Here is an 18,256-nt window from a genome sequence, read left to right as displayed (position 1 = left end):
CCTTGAAAAGTGTATAAAATGTGAAAAATAATTGTCAGTTTAATTAAAAATATTATTTTATTCTAGGTATGACTAACGCTATTAATGACATAAAGAAAATATGTGTAATAATCCAACCGATTAATTCTGTCACACTAAATTGAAAAATTGGACGTTGCGCAATAAATACTAAAAAGGGATACAATGCTATAAATAAGAAAAATAAAGGGATATAACATAGATAGTAAAGCCTTTTAGAAGTATGAAACAGCAACACAAATACAAAATAAATGACGCTACCAATTAGTAAGTGACATATTATTTCTAGAATATATGGTGTATTGTCAGAAGGAATTAGAAAATCTAAATTCAATAATAAAGCTTTTAAATGTGATTGATTGCTTATTAAGTCAAACAACATGGTCATCCATAGCAACATGAATGATATGAAAATAGCAGCAATGAAATGGAACAATACTTTTAAACGCATTCGTATCACCTCAGAGTCAAATGAAATATAGTAAACAATTCCCTAATCGAACAAAATTATGCGCATAAACAAAGTAGATTGATATAAAATTCTTAATTATCAGAATATATTTACAAATCTGAATTTTATTAGTATATTGGATAGTATTCATAGAGGCATGACGGTATTTGAGCAGGATTTTAAATCGGATTTTATAATCGATTTAAGAGAGGCCACTTTGCTTGCATATTAATACTGTCAATGGGAGGGGAATGTATATGAGTAAAGCACATCAATTAATTCAAGAGGATGAACATTATTTTGCGAAATCAGGACGTATTAAATATTATCCGTTAGCGATTGATCATGGATATGGAGCAACATTGGTTGATATTGAGGGGAAGACATATATCGATTTGTTATCGAGTGCGAGTTCTCAAAACGTAGGTCATGCACCTAGAGAAGTAACAGAAGCGATAAAGGCACAAGTTGATAAATTTATTCATTATACACCAGCATATATGTATCATGAACCGTTGGTACGTTTAGCTAAGAAGCTTTGTGAGATTGCACCTGGAGATTTTGAAAAAAGAGTGACTTTCGGATTAACCGGATCAGACGCAAATGATGGCATCATTAAATTTGCCAGAGCATATACAGGGCGCCCTTATATCATTAGTTTCACTAATGCATATCATGGTTCAACTTTTGGCTCGTTGTCTATGTCAGCTATTAGTTTAAATATGCGCAAACATTATGGTCCATTATTGAATGGTTTTTATCATATTCCGTTTCCAGATAAATATCGTGGTATGTACGAGCAGCCGCAAGCTAATTCAGTAGAAGAATATTTAGCACCCTTAAAAGAAATGTTTGCGAAATATGTACCTGCTGACGAAGTAGCATGTATTGTTATTGAAACGATACAAGGCGATGGTGGACTTTTAGAACCAGTTCCAGGGTATTTTGAAGCGTTAGAAAAGATTTGTCGTGAACATGGTATTTTAATCGCTGTCGATGATATTCAACAAGGTTTTGGGCGAACAGGTACATGGAGTTCAGTCTCGCATTTTAATTTTACGCCTGATTTAATCACTTTTGGAAAATCCTTAGCAGGTGGTATGCCTATGTCAGCAATTGTTGGACGCAAAGAGATTATGAATTGTTTAGAAGCGCCAGCACATTTATTTACAACAGGTGCTAATCCAGTTAGTTGTGAAGCTGCATTAGCCACAATTCAAATGATTGAAGATCAGTCGCTTCTTCAGACTAGTGCGGAAAAAGGGGAATATGTTAGGAAACGAATGGATCAATGGGTATCTAAATACAATAGTGTAGGCGATGTTAGAGGTAAAGGTCTGAGCATTGGTATTGATATTGTTTCCGACAAAAAATTCAAAACACGTGATGCCAGTGCGGCACTTAAAATTTGTAATTACTGCTTTGAGCATGGCGTAGTTATTATAGCTGTAGCAGGAAATGTGTTGCGATTCCAACCGCCATTGGTGATAACATATGAGCAATTAGACACGGCGTTAAACACTATAGAAGATGCACTGACTGCTTTGGAAGCAGGTAACTTAGATCAATATGACATATCTGGACAAGGTTGGTAATAGCGATTATCTTAATATAAAATAAAAAATCATTTCCACATCTGGATGTTAATCAGATGGGAAATGATTTTTTTGATTTTTATTTTGGTGGGTGGTATTCAGCTACGTCATTTTTCTTAGAATGTCTAAGTCCATAACTTAAATATAGAATGATACCAACAATAAACCAAATTAAAGTGTATAATTTCGCTTCGAATCCTAATCCCCAGAATACTAGCAATACTAAAACAAATGTAACTGCTGGTAACACAGGATATAAAGGTAATTTAAATGCAGGAATTGGTAGATCTTTACCTTCACGCTTTCTCAAACGATACATTGCTAATGAAACGAACATAAATGCAACAAGTGTACCGGCTGAAATTAATTGTGCTAAAAATGCGAATGGGAACATAGAACCAATTAAAACACCAATAATAGTAAGTATAACTAGTGCGCGATTAGGTAAATGTTTGTCGTTTAAATGGCTTAACCATGAAGGTAATAAGCCGTCACGTCCAAATGAATAAAGTAAACGTGAGCCTGCTAACATCATACCAATTAATGCTGTAAACATACCGATAACAGAGATAGCTTGAACAATAGCTGCTACAACACCATGACCACTTTGACGTAAAGCCCAACCAACAGGTTCAGCATTGTTTGCGTATTGTGAGTAATGGAACATACCAACTAACACAAGTGCTACAGCAATAAATAATACGATAGCAACACTTAAAGAACCAAGAATACCTCTAGGCATTGTCTTTTGAGGGTCAAGTGCTTCTGCTGAGTTTGCTGCGATAGAATCGAAACCGATATACGCTAAGAAAATCATTGAAACACCAGCATATATGCCTTGCCAACCACCAAAGTCACCTGTAGCAGTTACTTTGTGTTCTGGAATAAATGGCACATAGTTACTAACATTTATTGCTGTTAAACCTACGATGACAAATAAAATAATAGCTAATACTTTTAAAATAACTAAAATATTTTCCATACGTGCTGCTTCCGACATACCACGTGATAGTAATAATGCAGTTAATAAAATAACGATAGCAGCAATAATATCGATAAAACCGCCATTCGTACCAAATGGATTTGATAATGCTGCTGGTAATTCGATGCCAATTGGTTTCACAAGTCCGCGTAAATTCGCTGAGAATCCTGATGCAACAAAGGCTACGGCGATAAAATATTCAGCTAATAGAGCCCAACCGGCAACCCATCCAAAAAATTCACCAAATAATACATTGACCCAAGAATAGGCTGAACCTGCAAATGGCATAGCGGCAGCCATTTCTGCATAAGTAAATGCAACTAAACCAGCAACAATAGCAGCGAGTAAGAATGATAACGCAACGGCCGGTCCTGCATGTTCTGCAGCAACAATGCCAGGTAGCGTAAAGATAGATGTCGATACAATTGTTCCTACACCTAAAGCTAAGAAATCACGCACCCGAAGTGTACGCTTTAAATGACCATCTTTATTTTGATAGATAGCCGGATCCTCTTTTCGTGCTATTTTATTGAAAAAACTTCCCATAAACTTTCCTCCCAAACATTCATAAACAACTCTATACGGTGTTTTTTAATATGTTATATCATAGCACAAATAATCAACATTTTGTCTAAAAATTCTGAAAAATCACAACTTTATGTTACGTATTAATGACTTGTCTTGATAACATCCATAGATTTTTTAAATGATAAAACTGATTATAACAGATATTAAATGAATAAGTACTATTTTTGCTAATTTTCTAACAATTTTGCGCATTATATTTTTAAAATCAATTTCATGTTTATGTCTGATTGGCTAGTTTGTATGAAATGTAATTCTTTGACTATAAAAAGATGCATCAAATATGATGAGAGTAAGGCGGAAAATAGTAGGTTATATAGTAAGTCATTTAAGTCGAATAGCCATCCTTTTTAAAATGAAAAAAATAGAAAGGTCAATAGTTTGTTAAAGGCTTTAAATAGCGTCATTACGCAATTTTAGAATGCTAAAAATTGTCACAAATTTCAAATTACGTGCTAAAGCTTGAGATATCAATATTTATTGGCGATAGAGTGTAATTTGACTCCGCTTACATCTCAGTTTTATGTTTGTAATTTGGTAGCATAATATTATAATAAAATAAAATTGTTAATCTTTAATTTCAGTATAGATATTTTTACGTGTAGTCACGTGTAAAATAAATTCAATTAGGTTAGGAGACATAATTATGAAAACATTTGGTAAAAAGGTTGTATTAATCGGAGATGGATCTGTAGGATCAAGCTATGCCTTTGCAATGGTTACGCAAGGTGTTGCTGATGAATTTGTAATTATTGACATTGCAAAAGACAAAGTAAAAGCAGATGTTCAAGATTTAAACCATGGTACAGTCCACAGTCCTTCACCAGTTGATGTGAAAGCAGGTGAATACGAAGACTGTAAAGATGCAGATTTAGTTGTTATTACAGCTGGTGCACCTCAAAAGCCAGGTGAAACACGTTTACAATTAGTTGAAAAAAATACTAAGATTATGAAGAGCATCGTTAAGAGTGTTATGGATAGTGGCTTTGATGGATATTTCTTAATCGCGGCAAACCCTGTAGACATTTTAACAAGATTTGTAAAAGAATATACTGGATTACCAGCAGAGCGTGTTATCGGTTCAGGTACTGTATTGGACAGTGCACGTTTACAATATTTAATTAGCCAAGAACTTGGTGTTGCACCTTCAAGTGTTGACGCTAGTATTATTGGTGAGCATGGTGATACTGAACTTGCAGTTTGGTCACAAGCAAATGTAGCAGGTATTTCAGTATATGACACATTAAAAGAACAAACTGGTAGCGAAGCTAAAGCGGAAGAAATTTATGTAAATACACGTGACGCTGCTTATGAAATTATCCAAGCTAAAGGGTCAACATACTATGGTATTGCATTAGCATTGATGCGCATTTCAAAAGCCATTTTAAATAATGAAAATAATGTCTTAAATGTTTCTATACAATTAGATGGTCAATATGGTGGTCACAAAGGCGTTTACCTAGGTGTACCAACATTAGTTAACCAACATGGCGCAGTTAAAATTTATGAAATGCCATTAAGTGCCGAAGAACAAGCGTTGTTCGATAAATCTGTTAAAACATTAGAAGATACATTTGATTCAATTAAATATTTATTAGAAGACTAAGCCTATTTTAAGTATTAATTAGAAATATATTAATGGTAAGAGGATCTATTAGTGTTGCAGTAACACGTGGCACTGATAGGTCCATTTTTTTAGCAAGCATTGATAGAGGCAATACTTTTGCGTAAAATAATAATTGAATAAAGTATTATGACTCGTGAAAATTTAGTGACATGAATAAAAATGTTGAGGCGTCATTGAGTATAAAGGAAAGTAGTTCTGCATTAATCACGAAGTAGAGCATGACAACGAGGAATAACTATAGGGAGATGGTTTTGGAATGACGAATGTCTTGTATCAACATGGTACATTAGGTACGTTAATGGCTGGCTTACTAGAAGGCACAGCTACAATTAATGAATTGTTAGAACATGGGAATTTAGGGATTGCAACGTTAACAGGGTCTGATGGCGAAGTAATATTTTTAGACGGAAAGGCATATCATGCTAACGAGCATAAAGAATTTATAGAATTAAAAGGCGATGAGAAAGTACCGTATGCATCGATTACTAATTTTAAAGCGAGTAAGACATTTCCATTGCAACAATTATCACAAGATGATGTATTCGCACAAATTAAAAATGAAATGTTAAGTGAGAATTTATTTTCGGCTGTTAAAATTTATGGCACATTTAAACATATGCATGTACGAATGATGCCTGCTCAGCAACCGCCATATACACGTTTGATTGATTCAGCACGCAGACAACCTGAGGAAAAAAGACAAGATATTCGTGGTGCCATTGTTGGATTTTTTACACCAGAATTATTTCATGGCGTAGGATCTGCTGGTTTTCATATACATTTTGCGGATGATGAAAGAGCTTATGGTGGACATGTTCTTGACTTTGAAGTGGATGACGTTGTCGTTGAGATACAAAACTTTGAAACATTCCAACAACATTTCCCGGTAAATAACGAGACGTTTGTTAAAGCGAAAATAGACTATAAAGATGTGGCAGAAGAAATTAGAGAAGCTGAATAGTCTAATATAATTAAAAGACCTTAGCGATATAAGGAACAGGTGGTTCTAAATGCATCGTTAAGGTCTTTTTATATTATATATGAGCTTACATATTTTGTTGATACGCGCGTAAAAAGCTATAAATAGTATCAAGATATGGGGTGTCAAGATTGTGTTCACGTGCACGTCGATAAATAAAGCCTTGAATTGCTTCGACTTCAAGAGGTTGCTGATGCACAATGTCGTAATACATGCTCGTTCCCATTTCGTCGGGATAACCTTGATATATAGTCATAATAGTATCGACAGTTTGTTCTGAAAAGTTTAACCCCTCTGCCTGTGCAACACGACAACCATCTAGTAATAGCTGTCTACACAGTGTACGTATTTCAGGATTATGCATGATTGCAACTGTCTGTCTCCCGAGTGCTGTGATAGAATTAATGCCCAAGTTAACTAACAATTTATACCAAATAGCTTGTTGAATATTTGCTTCTAATACAATGTCGATTTGACTGTCTTGGACCAAATCTCTAAATTGTCGTGTTAATGCATTATCTTGTATACGTAATTGATAATCTCTGAAGTGCGTAACAACATCGCCTTTCTTTTGACCACTTATATAGACAACTGCTTGGCATACGTTTTTAAATGAAATATGTTCGAGTTGACCATAACCATTTTGGGCTAAAATGATGAGCGTGTCCTCATGTGCAAGATGAGTTAAATGAGGAATAACTGCATCAAGTTGATGTGTTTTGACTGCAATAATAATAACATCAAATGTGTTTGTGACATCTTCATAACCTTTCACAACAATATCTTGTGCAGGTGCATGTGGTACAGTATAATATGTTATTGTTTTGGCGTGTCTCCCGATAAGCGTTGTATGAGGCAATGATTGTTGTAATTCATAGGCAATAGTTGTACCGACAGCGCCTGGGCCGATAATCGCAACTGATAACATCTTCTTCTTTCCTTTCTATAAAAGATTCATTATACTATTTCTAATAATACTGCAAAAAGAGGTTGAATAACATTGAAAACAGTAAGTCAATTAATAGATATGAAACAAAAGCAAACTAAAATTTCTATGGTAACAGCTTATGATTTTCCAAGTGCTAAACAAGTGGAAGCAGCGGGTATTGATATGATTCTTGTTGGGGATTCACTTGGTATGACTGTATTAGGTTATGAAAGTACCGTACAAGTGACGTTAGCAGATATGATTCATCACGGTCGTGCAGTAAGAAGAGGCGCACCAAATACATTTGTAGTTGTTGATATGCCGATTGGTGCAGTAGGCATCTCTATGACACAAGACTTAAATAATGCTCTAAAGCTTTATCAGGAGACGAATGCAAATGCAATTAAAGCAGAAGGAGCGCATATTACACCATTTATTGAAAAAGCAACGGCAATTGGTATTCCTGTTGTTGCACATTTAGGATTAACACCTCAAAGTGTTGGCGTTATGGGGTATAAATTACAAGGTGCAACGAAAGAAGCAGCGGAGCAACTTATTTTAGATGCGAAAAATGTAGAACAAGCTGGTGCAGTTGCGTTAGTACTTGAAGCAATTCCAAATGATTTAGCAGAAGAAATTAGCAAGCACTTAACAATTCCAGTCATTGGTATTGGTGCAGGAAAAGGTACAGATGGTCAAGTATTGGTTTATCACGATATGTTAAATTATGGTGTTGAACATAAAGCGAAATTTGTGAAGCAATTTGCTGATTTTAGTGTTGGTGTGGATGGTTTAAAACAATACGATCAAGAAGTTAAATCTGGTGCATTTCCATCAGAAGAATATACGTATAAAAAGAAAATTATGAATGAGGTTAATAACAATGACTAAGCTGATTACTACGGTAAAAGAGATGCAACACATTGTTAAAGCAGCCAAACGCTCAGGAACAACGATTGGTTTTATCCCAACAATGGGTGCCTTACATGATGGACATTTAACGATGGTACGCGAATCAGTTAGTACAAATGATATTACAGTTGTGAGTGTATTTGTTAATCCATTACAATTTGGTCCAAACGAAGATTTCGATGCTTATCCGAGACAAATTGATAAAGATTTAGAATTAGTATCAGAAGTAGGGGCGGACATTGTTTTTCATCCTGCAGTAGAAGATATGTATCCAGGTGAATTAGGTATTGATGTCAAAGTAGGTCCATTAGCTGATGTGTTAGAAGGAGCGAAGCGTCCAGGGCATTTTGATGGGGTGGTAACAGTAGTTAATAAGCTATTTAATATTGTTATGCCGGATTATGCTTATTTTGGTAAAAAAGATGCCCAGCAATTGGCTATTGTCGAGCAAATGGTAAAAGACTTCAATCATGCCGTTGAAATTATTGGTATTGATATCGTTCGAGAAGCAGATGGTTTGGCGAAAAGTTCAAGAAATGTTTATTTAACGGAGCAAGAACGACAAGAAGCGGTACATTTAAGTAAAAGTTTGCTATTAGCACAAGCGTTGTATCAAGACGGTGAACGTCAAAGTAAAGTAATTATAGACAGGGTTACTGAATATCTTGAATCACATATAAGTGGACGCATTGAAGAAGTTGCTGTTTATAGTTATCCTCAATTAGTAGAACAACACGAAATAACTGGACGCATATTTATCTCGTTAGCTGTTAAATTTTCAAAAGCGCGTTTAATAGATAATATAATAATTGGAGCTGAATAAAGTGATAAGAACAATGATGAATGCTAAAATTCATAGAGCAAGAGTGACTGAGTCAAATTTAAATTATGTAGGTAGCATTACGATTGATTCAGATATATTGGAAGCGGTAGACATCTTGCCAAATGAAAAAGTAGCCATCGTGAATAATAATAATGGTGCCCGTTTTGAAACATACGTAATAGCTGGTGAAAGAGGTAGTGGTAAAATTTGTTTAAACGGTGCAGCATCAAGACTTGTTGAAGTAGGCGATGTAGTCATAATCATGACTTATGCACAGTTGAATGAAGAAGAAATTAAACACCATGCACCTAAAGTAGCAGTAATGAATGAAGACAATGTCATTATTGAAATGATTCATGAAAAAGAAAATACGATAGTGTTATAAAATAGTATAAGTTAGAAACCTCTAGTAGATAACAATGTAGTTATCCATTAGGGGTTTTTATTTTTATGCCAATTGGGTTAGCGTAATAGAAGTAAAGGTATTATCGTTGCAATTTTATCAGTGTTGATTTTTACGGATAATGCGAACGCCGAAAATAACAAACCTGAAGGTGTGAATGAAAACAGCAATTTAATACCAGTTAGACAACCGGATGCAAATTATCCAGGGCCAGTTAGTGACATAGCACGTGTGAAAAAACTTGATAATTTAATAGATGGCACGAAAGATCCAGATGTTATCAAGCAGTTGAAAGATGATAATGAGGTGCCGAATAATGCGGTAAAGGCAAAAGATTCTAAAATAGTATCCGACTGCAGACATTTACTAAAACATCCAGATAATTTAATAGATGGCACGAAAGATCCAAATGTTATTAATCAGTTGAAAAACGCAAATGGAACATCGAATAATAGTGCTGTAAATCCAAGTATTAAAGCAAATGATATTCACACAAAAAGTAATAAACAAATGGCTAAACAACAAAGTATTCATTTGGATAGCAAGAGCAAGTCAGTACATAAGCAACAATTGAAAGAATTGCCAAAAACAGGAGTAAACAACGAAAGTAATACAGCAATTATGGCTTTATTTATTGGTTTAATATTGCTTGTAGTAAGTTTAGTGACAAGATTTATAAAATTAAATAGCCATCAATAATAAAAAGGGCCACACCTTGGTTTAAGATTCCAAGTGTGTGGTCTTCTCTTGTTATACAGTCCTATCACTATGTCACTTTTAATCAAAAGCAACCGTAATTGTTGCATATCAATTAACGATAGGAATGATTAATTGTGAATCATATTTACCACCAGTATAAATCATGTGCATGCCTTTATTTACGGTTTCTTCATGTTCATAACGCGTTTTCATGCCAGGGGTACTATTACCAATTACAATTTCACTACCTTTTACAACAACTTCCAATGTTTCGCCTTGTTTAAATAGCGTGCCTGAAGGTAACAATTCGATTTCAACAGGTACAATCTCATCTTGTGACAACTTTAATTCTGTTTCATGTTTATGCCAAGGTTGCGCAATTGTGGATTTTTCTTGATCTAATTCACGATGTGATACGCGTAACCAACCGGTAGCTACTTGACCATTTTCAATATGATTAAAATCAGGGAAGTTAACTTCATTACCACGACGATCTAACTTTTTAATACCTGCAAATAAATCCATATCGTCTGAGTCTTTAGTGCTTACCCATAGTTTTAAGTTCATGTTTCCAACTAACTCAGTATCTTTGTCAAACGTATATTTAAAACTTACATCTTGTCGTTTATCTTCAGAGTCATATTGTGCGACATGCGCGCTACTAATCTTTGCATGATTCAATGTGTGATTTTCAGCATTCAAATACAATGGTGTATATTCTGTGTTAGGTAAAGGGAACGCTGACGCTGATTTGAATTCGCCTTTATAAAATTGATCTCTAACTTCATAAATGACATGAGGCGTATCTTTCCAATCGTTATTTTCTTCTTTAAGGTAAAAATCAAAGAATGATTTTTGGCGTTCGAGATTTTCTCTAGCGTAGTAACTTTCCCACTCTTTACGTCCATGCACATATAGCCATTTTTCTTCAGATGCAGCTTGTTTAAATCCTTCAAAAGAGCCACGGTTGTGCAAACCTTGTGTAGACCAACTAGCACATGTTAGTAGAGGTGTTTTAATTTGTGATAATGGCACTTGACGCTGTTTCCAAAAATCATCGAACAAAGGGTGTTCTTGTTGTGCTTGAATCATGTCTTCGATATTTGGATTATCTGTCCATCTCGCAAAAATACCTTGTATCCAGAAACGATAAAAGCCAGTATCCGGTATACCTCCGTGAAAGGCTACTTCTCTATACATATCATTTAATCCTTCCCAAGGAATCATTGCTTTTAAATGTGGTGGATTTAATGATGCGACCCACCATTGAGTCACCGCAAGATAAGAAACACCATTTGTTCCGATATTTCCATTACTCCATGGCTGTTTTGCTGCCCATTCAATCACTTCGTAATAATCTTCCGCTTCTCTTTTTGACCATGGAGATAAGACGCCTTTGGATTTGTCACTACCGCGTAATGCAACTTTAACTACAACATAATCATTTGGCACCCAAAATCCTGGGTCTGGTGATTCTTCAGGTGTAAAACTAGATGTCGGAATGGCACCTAATGTTGGCCAAAGGGCACCCATATTTGTGATTTTAGGCTTATTATCTTTACCGTAAGTATCTGCAGACATAACTACAGGGAATTTGCCATCTTTATTTGGTCTGAAAATATTAATATATAATTTTTCGCCATCGCGCATTTCCACAGTGACATCTTTTTCCATAATCATTTCTTGATTTCCATATTGAACACTGTCGACAACGATGTGGTTAATACCGGCTTTCACTTCATTGACATGAGTTACAGTTAATTTTGGATTTCCTAGTAAATGTTGGTTCATTGTTATCACCTTTTTCTGTTTGTTTGTATCACCTATATTAAACAGGTAAACATTGTGTGCCAATCATCAATGTTGGAGATTTGTGGGATAATGAACATAACGTTTATAATTGTTAATAATCATTGGGGAGGACTTGATACAAATGACTATAGATCGACGTATTAGAAAATCACAAGTTGCAATGAGAAATGCATTTATTGAACTTTTACATCAACACCAATTAGAAGAGATTACTGTGCAACAAATTGCAGATTTAGCTGATGTTAACCGTAGTACATTTTATACGCATTATTATGATAAATATGATTTGCTTGAAAAATTAGAGGACCAGCAGTTGGAGGAAATAAGAGACTTCATTCATGATGAGAAGTTAAATGGAGCAGTTAAGTTATCCACGGATAACATACATCAAATTATGACCGTTTTAATAGAAATGATAGAAAAAGACATCGCATTTTATCAATTGATGTTTCGTATGGGTAAAGATTCAAATATCCACGAAAAACTTTATGATTTAATTATGTGTCATTTACAACGTTATAAAAATGAAAATGATCAAATTAATGGTATACCATTTTCCTATTTCATGAGTTATGTTTCAGGTGCGGGATTGTCTTTGATAAGACATTGGGTAGAAGATCCAAACCGTATAGACAAAGTTGACTTAATAATGCATTTTAATACGATTGTCAATCAAGGGCCAGCAACGATAATTAAAAATATACAATAAAATAAGGCAAGCCATGAATCGAGAGTGGCTTGCCTTGCTAAATAACATAAGCTTATTAAATGATATCTTTATCAATAACATTATTGTTGGATTGCAGTATAGTCTTGACCATGTAACATCCAACGAACACCGTATTTATCGGTAAAGACGCCCATTTTGCCACCCCAGAATTGGTCAGCAAACGGTAATTCTATTTCAATTGAAGAATGATCTTTAATTTGCTCATAGAATGCTTCAACTTTATCAGCATCTTCCTTATTGTTAACATCATAATCAATTAATAATGATATGCCATTATTAATTTTGTCAGCGCGACCAAAAGAATCAGAACATAGCACTTTTACGCCAAGCACTTCAAATTCAGCATGCATAGTTGCTTCTTGCGCTTCTTCCTTAGTCATACCAAAATGTGACGCTTGTTCTTCGCTAACTTCTAAACGTTTAACGTCAGTTGCACCAAATACTTCTTCGTAATATGCAAGGGCTTCTTTTGAATTTTCAAAAGCGATATAAGGGAATAATGCTGTCATGTAAAACACCTCAATGTATTATTTTTATTACTAACACCATGTTACATTAAAAAATGGCAAAAGTATAACTTTTACGATGAATTGAAGTCAATCTTTTGTAAAATACACGATAAATTATAAGATGAAATTGATTTAAATGAAGTAAACATATATATGACATACAAAAAATGAAAATGACACAGAGACGTATGTGTTGTTTAGTGTTTTAAAATTCAAGTTTAAAAAATGCTTTTAGATACATAAGGGATTTTCGAAATATAAATGCATTAAAATGAATTTCTAACTTTTTTGACTGACATTTAATATGAATCATATATAATAGAAGTTAATGATTAAATGTGGGAGGTTAAATCATGATTAATGCTGAACCTATTATCAGTAAAATGAAAAATCAAAAAATTAATTATGACAAGGTGTTGAAGAAATTAATCGGGCAGTGGGAAAGAGAAGCAATCAGACCTAAAATCTTATTGCATAGTTGTTGTGCACCTTGTAGTACATATACATTAGAGTTTTTAACACAATATGCAGACATTGCAATTTATTTCGCGAATTCAAATATTCATCCGAAAAATGAGTACTTACGACGTGCTAAAGTGCAAGAACAATTTGTGGAAGATTTTAATCGCAAGACTGGTGCGAATGTGAAGTATATTGAAGCACCTTATGAACCGCATAAGTTTGTGAAAATGGTGAAGGATAAAGAATTAGCTGATGAAAAAGAAGGCGGCTTACGTTGTACCACTTGTTTTGAAATGCGTTTGGATATTGTAGCGAAAGCAGCTGTAGAACATGGCTATGATTATTTTGGCAGTGCAATCACATTATCACCTAAAAAGAACGCACAATTAATCAATGAACTTGGTATGGATGTCCAAAAAATATACGATGTGAACTATTTGCCAAGTGATTTTAAGAAAAGTAAAGGTTATGAGCGTTCCATAGAAATGTGTAATGACTATAATATCTTTAGGCAGTGTTATTGTGGATGTGTCTTTGCAGCGATGCAACAAGGTATTGATTTTAAAACAGTTAATAAAGAAGCGAAAGCATTTTTAGAACAATATCCAGATTAATCATTGGAAATGAGATAAAAGGCAGGCGCATATACAAGCCATGCCCTATTAAAAATTATCAAATAGAAACCCGAGATTTTAGTGAAATAAATCATACTAAAATCTCGGGTTATTTATATAATCGTAAATATTGTAGCTATAATGAATAACTGGATTCTGAGACATAAAACAATGTCTCACTCTAATTACATCATTTTATGAACAAATCTTATAATTGCTAAAATGACAATGACAAGTGTTGAAATAAGTGAAAACACTTTAAACTTTTTGTAGTCATTTTTCGTTTCATTTTCTCCTGTTTTCATCATTTCACGTAGCTCTTGCTCGATTTCTAAATCAAGATCTGTTTTACGATAACCATTCAAACCTTGACGTTCATCTTCTTCAGGTTGATTTTGTTGCTGTGTGTCTTTGTTGTCAGAAGTCGCTACTGTTTTTTTATTATCTGTTTCTTTAGTCATAACAAACGCCTCCGTTATAAAACGCTATATTTAATGATATGTGATATTTAAGCCATTATTTTGAAAAATGGTGATAAATATATCTTCTTGAGTTATATCATAATTTTAATAAGACGATTCAGCAAGTTTTAAAGTATTATTTGACTATGTTGGATTAGGCATCTAGTCCTATAATATCACTGACATTGTCAAAATGATGATCTTTTAAGTAACGTGCGATGCCTTTGTTCATTTTCTTAGTTAAACCTGGGCCTTCAATAACAAGTGATGAATAAATTTGAATAAGTGACGCACCGTGACGCATCATTTTGATTGCATCTTCAGTACTGAATACGCCGCCTGTACCTATAATTAAAAATTCGCCATTTGTTTGCTGATAAGCATACTTAATCAATTTTAAATTACGTTCAAATAATGGACGACCACTCAAACCGCCTTCTTCGACTTTATTAGCAGAAGTTAAACCATCTCGTTGTCGCGTTGTGTTTGCTAAGATGATACCGTCAAATGTCTCAGTAATCGCTGGTAATAGTGCTTTTAAGCCATCGAAATCCATATCAGACGTTAGTTTTAAATAAATTGGCACTGTTACATCATGTTGTTTTTTAAATGCTGTTAAAGCTTGGCATAACATTGAAAATTCATCTTTATCATGGAAGTTTTGAAGATTTTCAGTATTTGGAGAACTGATGTTGACTGTGAAAAATGAAACGTCGTGTTTAAACGTATCAATAACCTTTATATAATCTTGATAACGCGCTTCATAAGGTGTCATTTTATTCACACCAACATTGATACCAACAGGTACTTGATAAGCATTTTTACGCAAATGACTGAGTGCTTTGTTCATACCAATATTATTGAAGCCCATTCGATTTATCAAGGCGTCATCTTCTAATAATCTAAACATACGTGGTTGAGGGTTACCCGGTTGAGGTTTAGGTGTGATACCACCTAATTCTAAAGCACCGAATCCAAGGTGTTCCAATGCTTTTGGTACTTCGCAAGATTTGTCGAAACCAGCTGCTAAGCCAATTGGATTGTCGTACGTATTACCTTGTATCGTTTGTGATAACGTTGGATTCTTATAAGTAAATAGTTTATCGACGACTGGGAATAAAACCGGAAACTTTTGTAACGTTTTTAATGCATCGATAGTTAGTCCGTGTGCTTTTTCGGGTTCGATTTTGAATAAGAAAGGTTTAATTAATTTGTACATGAGTATGCTCCTATTTCATTATATTTGAGGCTTACTATCCTCAACTTAATATATGTGAAATATATTCTTTTAATAGACTAGCATTTCCCTACATAATTTCCTAGTTAAAACTAAAAAGTTTTGAAAATTGACGCAAGTTTGAATAACGTTTTTAAGATTAAATCATCCTAATTAGGCAATATTATAATATAAAGTAAGTAGATTGGAAGGTGTTTGTATGAATGAACAATGGTTAGAGCATTTACCTTTAAAAGATATTAAAGAGATTTCACCAGTGAGTGGTGGTGATGTAAACGAAGCATATCGAGTCGAAACAGATACGGATACATTTTTCTTACTTGTCCAACGTGGACGAAAAGAATCATTTTATGCTGCAGAAATTGCAGGTTTAAATGAATTTGAACGTGCAGGTATCACGGCACCTAGAGTAATTGCAAGTGGCGAGGTTAACGGTGATGCGTATTTAGTGATGACGTATTTAGAAGAAGGGGCTTCAGGGAGTCAACGCCAATTAGGGCAACTCGTAGCTCAATTACACAGTCAGCAACAAGAAGAAGGCAAATTTGGCTTCTCATTACCTTATGAAGGTGGCGATATTTCTTTTGATAATCATTGGCAAGACGATTGGTGTACCATTTTTGTCGACAAGCGCATGGACCATTTGAAAGATGAGTTGCTAAATAGAGGGCTATGGGATGCCAACGATATCAAAGTATATGACAAAGTGCGACGTCAAATTGTGGCGGAATTAGAAAAGCATCAAAGTAAACCGTCTTTATTACATGGTGACCTATGGGGTGGTAATTATATGTTCTTACAAGATGGTCGTCCGGCGTTATTTGATCCAGCGCCATTATATGGTGACAGAGAATTCGATATCGGTATTACAACGGTATTTGGTGGTTTTACGAGTGAATTTTATGATGCGTATAATAAACATTATCCACTCGCAAAAGGTGCATCCTATAGACTTGAATTTTATCGTTTATATTTATTGATGGTCCATTTATTGAAATTTGGTGAGATGTACCGTGATAGTGTTGCGCATTCTATGGATAAGATTTTACAAGATACAACAAGTTAGTTATTACGTTAGATTGAGATAATAATATGCACAGATATTTTTGCTATGAGAAGGCCTTCAGCTGCCTCAATAAAAATATTTGTGCTTTTTTATTGTTGGAAAATAAAATTTTAATCGCTATTGTTAATTTCTGTAATGTAAAACAAGGTTGAGTTACAATAAAAGTGATTTTATAACTTTTTGTTCAATAAAATTCTAGGAATGATACATATTTATTGATACAATAATTTTGAATATAATCATAAAACAATATTTAAGTATAATTGAATGTTTGAATATCATATATTGATACAGTTTCTAATAATTTTAAAATAATTTAAATGGAGAGAGGTGTAAATGATGAGTACAGTTCAAAGTGATATTTTCAAGACTAATAGTGCATCATCATCTATTAAAAGCGCTGTTGAAACATGTAATAATGTGTCGAAACCGGATAAAGATGAAAGTACAACAGTAAGTGGAAATAATAATGCTCATAGTGTGATAGATGATTTGATGAGTAAGAATCAATCTGTTGCTGAAGCAATACGAACTGCGAGCGATAATATACAAAAAGTTGGTGAGGCTTTTGACCAAACTGACGTAATGATTGGTAATGAAATTGGTAAAAATTAAAACGTGGTGAAATGATGTCGAATAAACTGGATGAAATCAATAAAATAATCACAGCGAAACATAAGCAAATGGATGACTTATATGATGAAAAGCGAGAGGTTAAAGCATTGATAGATGAAAGTGATGCGCTTAATCATTCGATAGATCAATTATATCAACATTTAGGTGAGCGTTATTATAGTAGCAATATGGCTAGTCGTATGGAACAGTTCCGCGATGAATTTCATTTTGCGAAACGACGTTCAACGGAAGCGTTATACGAGCAGCAACAGCAAATTCAACATGGCATTCGTAAAGCGGAAGAAGAGATGATTGACTTGGAAATGCGAAGGAATGTTGAAATTGAGACGGTGACAAAGGAGGAAAATAAATGGAAACAATAGGAAGCATTATTTATTTAAAAGAAGGTTCGCAAAAGTTAATGATTATTAATAGAGGACCAATTGTAGAAATTGAAAATCAAAAGTATATGTTTGACTATTCTGCATGTAAATATCCGATTGGTGTTGTGGAAGATGAAATTTATTATTTTAACGAAGAAAATATAGATTCAGTTATTTTTAAAGGTTATTCTGATCAAGATGAGGTTAGATTTCAAGAGTTGTTTGAAAATATGAAACAAAATTTGGATAGTGAAATACAACGTGGAGAAGTTACACAACAATAAAGAAATACTTTATCTTTAGAAATTAGTATTTCTTATGCATGAGCTTTACACATGTATTCCCATTTTTTAAGCACACCTGGG

General features: G+C 34.1%; 20 protein-coding genes. 13 read left to right on the top strand and 7 right to left on the bottom strand.

Annotated features, from left to right (window positions below; genetic code table 11):
• Positions 1-52: 52 nt before the first annotated feature.
• A complete protein-coding gene (locus tag IDG64_RS10565) occupies positions 53-469 on the bottom strand; it encodes a hypothetical protein (RefSeq protein ID WP_001641250.1) in 417 nt (138 codons plus the stop codon).
• 257 nt (positions 470-726) lie between these two features.
• Between IDG64_RS10565 and IDG64_RS10560 the strand changes: the two genes are divergently transcribed.
• A complete protein-coding gene (locus tag IDG64_RS10560; RefSeq protein ID WP_000030051.1) occupies positions 727-2,064 on the top strand; it encodes an aspartate aminotransferase family protein in 1,338 nt (445 codons plus the stop codon).
• 79 nt (positions 2,065-2,143) lie between these two features.
• On the opposite strand, the gene IDG64_RS10555 is transcribed toward IDG64_RS10560, so the two are convergent.
• Positions 2,144-3,592, bottom strand: a complete 1,449-nt coding sequence (locus IDG64_RS10555; RefSeq protein WP_000534428.1) for an APC family permease — start codon at positions 3,590-3,592, stop codon at positions 2,144-2,146.
• 685 nt (positions 3,593-4,277) lie between these two features.
• On the opposite strand from IDG64_RS10555, the gene IDG64_RS10550 reads away from it, so the two are divergent.
• Together IDG64_RS10550 and budA are read left to right on the top strand one after the other, a co-directional pair.
• Entirely contained in the window at positions 4,278-5,237 is a 960-nt protein-coding gene (locus IDG64_RS10550) for an L-lactate dehydrogenase (RefSeq protein ID WP_000846637.1), read from the top strand.
• 277 nt (positions 5,238-5,514) lie between these two features.
• Positions 5,515-6,219: an acetolactate decarboxylase gene (gene budA, locus IDG64_RS10545; RefSeq protein WP_000186117.1), complete on the top strand. Its 705-nt coding sequence runs from the start codon at positions 5,515-5,517 to the stop codon at positions 6,217-6,219.
• 85 nt (positions 6,220-6,304) lie between these two features.
• Here the strand turns inward: budA and IDG64_RS10540 are convergent, their stop codons facing one another.
• The gene (locus tag IDG64_RS10540; protein ID WP_000953569.1) at positions 6,305-7,165 is read right to left on the bottom strand and encodes an oxidoreductase; all 861 of its coding nucleotides are present in this window, start codon (positions 7,163-7,165) and stop codon (positions 6,305-6,307) included.
• Between the two features lie 72 nt (positions 7,166-7,237).
• Between IDG64_RS10540 and panB the strand changes: the two genes are divergently transcribed.
• The 4 genes from panB (at position 7,238) to sasK (ending at position 10,002) form a co-directional block, all read left to right on the top strand.
• Positions 7,238-8,056, top strand: a complete 819-nt coding sequence (gene panB, locus IDG64_RS10535; RefSeq protein ID WP_000860050.1) for a 3-methyl-2-oxobutanoate hydroxymethyltransferase — start codon at positions 7,238-7,240, stop codon at positions 8,054-8,056.
• Complete coding sequence (gene panC, locus IDG64_RS10530) at positions 8,049-8,900, top strand: pantoate--beta-alanine ligase (RefSeq protein ID WP_000163742.1); 852 nt, start codon at positions 8,049-8,051, stop codon at positions 8,898-8,900. The genes panB and panC overlap by 8 nt, the downstream gene beginning before the upstream one ends.
• Position 8,901: 1 nt before the next feature.
• A complete protein-coding gene (panD, locus tag IDG64_RS10525) occupies positions 8,902-9,285 on the top strand; it encodes an aspartate 1-decarboxylase (RefSeq protein ID WP_000621530.1) in 384 nt (127 codons plus the stop codon).
• Positions 9,286-9,384: 99 nt separating this feature from the next.
• Positions 9,385-10,002 (top strand): LPXTG-anchored surface protein SasK, encoded by a 618-nt coding sequence (gene sasK / locus IDG64_RS10520; protein WP_001838109.1) that lies wholly within the window; start codon positions 9,385-9,387, stop codon positions 10,000-10,002.
• 108 nt (positions 10,003-10,110) lie between these two features.
• On the opposite strand, the gene IDG64_RS10515 is transcribed toward sasK, so the two are convergent.
• Positions 10,111-11,793, bottom strand: a complete 1,683-nt coding sequence (locus IDG64_RS10515) for a CocE/NonD family hydrolase (protein ID WP_001071574.1) — start codon at positions 11,791-11,793, stop codon at positions 10,111-10,113.
• Between the two features lie 142 nt (positions 11,794-11,935).
• Here IDG64_RS10515 and IDG64_RS10510 point away from each other — a divergent pair, with 142 nt between their 5' ends.
• The gene (locus IDG64_RS10510; RefSeq protein ID WP_000151113.1) at positions 11,936-12,523 is read left to right on the top strand and encodes a TetR/AcrR family transcriptional regulator; all 588 of its coding nucleotides are present in this window, start codon (positions 11,936-11,938) and stop codon (positions 12,521-12,523) included.
• 80 nt (positions 12,524-12,603) lie between these two features.
• Here IDG64_RS10510 and IDG64_RS10505 read toward each other — a convergent pair whose 3' ends face one another.
• Complete coding sequence (locus IDG64_RS10505; RefSeq protein ID WP_000125711.1) at positions 12,604-13,053, bottom strand: VOC family protein; 450 nt, start codon at positions 13,051-13,053, stop codon at positions 12,604-12,606.
• Between the two features lie 353 nt (positions 13,054-13,406).
• On the opposite strand from IDG64_RS10505, the gene IDG64_RS10500 reads away from it, so the two are divergent.
• A complete protein-coding gene (locus tag IDG64_RS10500) occupies positions 13,407-14,129 on the top strand; it encodes an epoxyqueuosine reductase QueH (protein ID WP_000606213.1) in 723 nt (240 codons plus the stop codon).
• Between the two features lie 185 nt (positions 14,130-14,314).
• Here the strand turns inward: IDG64_RS10500 and IDG64_RS10495 are convergent, their stop codons facing one another.
• Both IDG64_RS10495 and IDG64_RS10490 read right to left on the bottom strand, forming a co-directional pair.
• Positions 14,315-14,590, bottom strand: a complete 276-nt coding sequence (locus IDG64_RS10495; RefSeq protein ID WP_000159837.1) for a hypothetical protein — start codon at positions 14,588-14,590, stop codon at positions 14,315-14,317.
• 154 nt (positions 14,591-14,744) lie between these two features.
• Entirely contained in the window at positions 14,745-15,809 is a 1,065-nt protein-coding gene (locus IDG64_RS10490) for a quinone-dependent dihydroorotate dehydrogenase (RefSeq protein ID WP_000277415.1), read from the bottom strand.
• 217 nt (positions 15,810-16,026) lie between these two features.
• Here IDG64_RS10490 and IDG64_RS10485 point away from each other — a divergent pair, with 217 nt between their 5' ends.
• The 4 genes from IDG64_RS10485 (at position 16,027) to IDG64_RS10470 (ending at position 18,175) form a co-directional block, all read left to right on the top strand.
• Positions 16,027-16,893: a fructosamine kinase family protein gene (locus tag IDG64_RS10485; RefSeq protein ID WP_001005515.1), complete on the top strand. Its 867-nt coding sequence runs from the start codon at positions 16,027-16,029 to the stop codon at positions 16,891-16,893.
• 336 nt (positions 16,894-17,229) lie between these two features.
• Positions 17,230-17,508, top strand: a complete 279-nt coding sequence (locus IDG64_RS10480) for a TIGR04197 family type VII secretion effector (protein ID WP_000987949.1) — start codon at positions 17,230-17,232, stop codon at positions 17,506-17,508.
• 14 nt (positions 17,509-17,522) lie between these two features.
• Positions 17,523-17,891: a hypothetical protein gene (locus IDG64_RS10475; protein WP_000066356.1), complete on the top strand. Its 369-nt coding sequence runs from the start codon at positions 17,523-17,525 to the stop codon at positions 17,889-17,891.
• Positions 17,879-18,175, top strand: coding sequence for a DUF4176 domain-containing protein (locus IDG64_RS10470; protein WP_000447710.1), 297 nt, complete (start codon positions 17,879-17,881; stop codon positions 18,173-18,175). The genes IDG64_RS10475 and IDG64_RS10470 overlap by 13 nt, the downstream gene beginning before the upstream one ends.
• Positions 18,176-18,256 lie beyond the last annotated feature (81 nt).

The sequence above is a fragment of the Staphylococcus sp. EG-SA-15 genome (assembly GCF_017151895.1).
Classification (GTDB): domain Bacteria; phylum Bacillota; class Bacilli; order Staphylococcales; family Staphylococcaceae; genus Staphylococcus; species Staphylococcus aureus.
This window is presented reverse-complemented; position numbering and strand designations above follow the sequence as displayed.

What these genes read in the sequence shown, in the direction of transcription:
- IDG64_RS10565 (WP_001641250.1), bottom strand. Translation starts at nt 469, where the DNA reads ATGCGTTTAAAAGTATTGTTCCATTTCATTGCTGCTATTTTCATATCA.
- IDG64_RS10560 (WP_000030051.1), top strand. Translation starts at nt 727, where the DNA reads ATGAGTAAAGCACATCAATTAATTCAAGAGGATGAACATTATTTTGCG.
- IDG64_RS10555 (WP_000534428.1), bottom strand. Translation starts at nt 3,592, where the DNA reads ATGGGAAGTTTTTTCAATAAAATAGCACGAAAAGAGGATCCGGCTATC.
- IDG64_RS10550 (WP_000846637.1), top strand. Translation starts at nt 4,278, where the DNA reads ATGAAAACATTTGGTAAAAAGGTTGTATTAATCGGAGATGGATCTGTA.
- budA (WP_000186117.1), top strand. Translation starts at nt 5,515, where the DNA reads ATGACGAATGTCTTGTATCAACATGGTACATTAGGTACGTTAATGGCT.
- IDG64_RS10540 (WP_000953569.1), bottom strand. Translation starts at nt 7,165, where the DNA reads ATGTTATCAGTTGCGATTATCGGCCCAGGCGCTGTCGGTACAACTATT.
- panC (WP_000163742.1), top strand. Translation starts at nt 8,049, where the DNA reads ATGACTAAGCTGATTACTACGGTAAAAGAGATGCAACACATTGTTAAA.
- IDG64_RS10515 (WP_001071574.1), bottom strand. Translation starts at nt 11,793, where the DNA reads ATGAACCAACATTTACTAGGAAATCCAAAATTAACTGTAACTCATGTC.
- IDG64_RS10510 (WP_000151113.1), top strand. Translation starts at nt 11,936, where the DNA reads ATGACTATAGATCGACGTATTAGAAAATCACAAGTTGCAATGAGAAAT.
- IDG64_RS10505 (WP_000125711.1), bottom strand. Translation starts at nt 13,053, where the DNA reads ATGACAGCATTATTCCCTTATATCGCTTTTGAAAATTCAAAAGAAGCC.
- IDG64_RS10500 (WP_000606213.1), top strand. Translation starts at nt 13,407, where the DNA reads ATGATTAATGCTGAACCTATTATCAGTAAAATGAAAAATCAAAAAATT.
- IDG64_RS10495 (WP_000159837.1), bottom strand. Translation starts at nt 14,590, where the DNA reads ATGACTAAAGAAACAGATAATAAAAAAACAGTAGCGACTTCTGACAAC.
- IDG64_RS10490 (WP_000277415.1), bottom strand. Translation starts at nt 15,809, where the DNA reads ATGTACAAATTAATTAAACCTTTCTTATTCAAAATCGAACCCGAAAAA.
- IDG64_RS10485 (WP_001005515.1), top strand. Translation starts at nt 16,027, where the DNA reads ATGAATGAACAATGGTTAGAGCATTTACCTTTAAAAGATATTAAAGAG.
- IDG64_RS10480 (WP_000987949.1), top strand. Translation starts at nt 17,230, where the DNA reads ATGATGAGTACAGTTCAAAGTGATATTTTCAAGACTAATAGTGCATCA.
- IDG64_RS10475 (WP_000066356.1), top strand. Translation starts at nt 17,523, where the DNA reads ATGTCGAATAAACTGGATGAAATCAATAAAATAATCACAGCGAAACAT.
- IDG64_RS10470 (WP_000447710.1), top strand. Translation starts at nt 17,879, where the DNA reads ATGGAAACAATAGGAAGCATTATTTATTTAAAAGAAGGTTCGCAAAAG.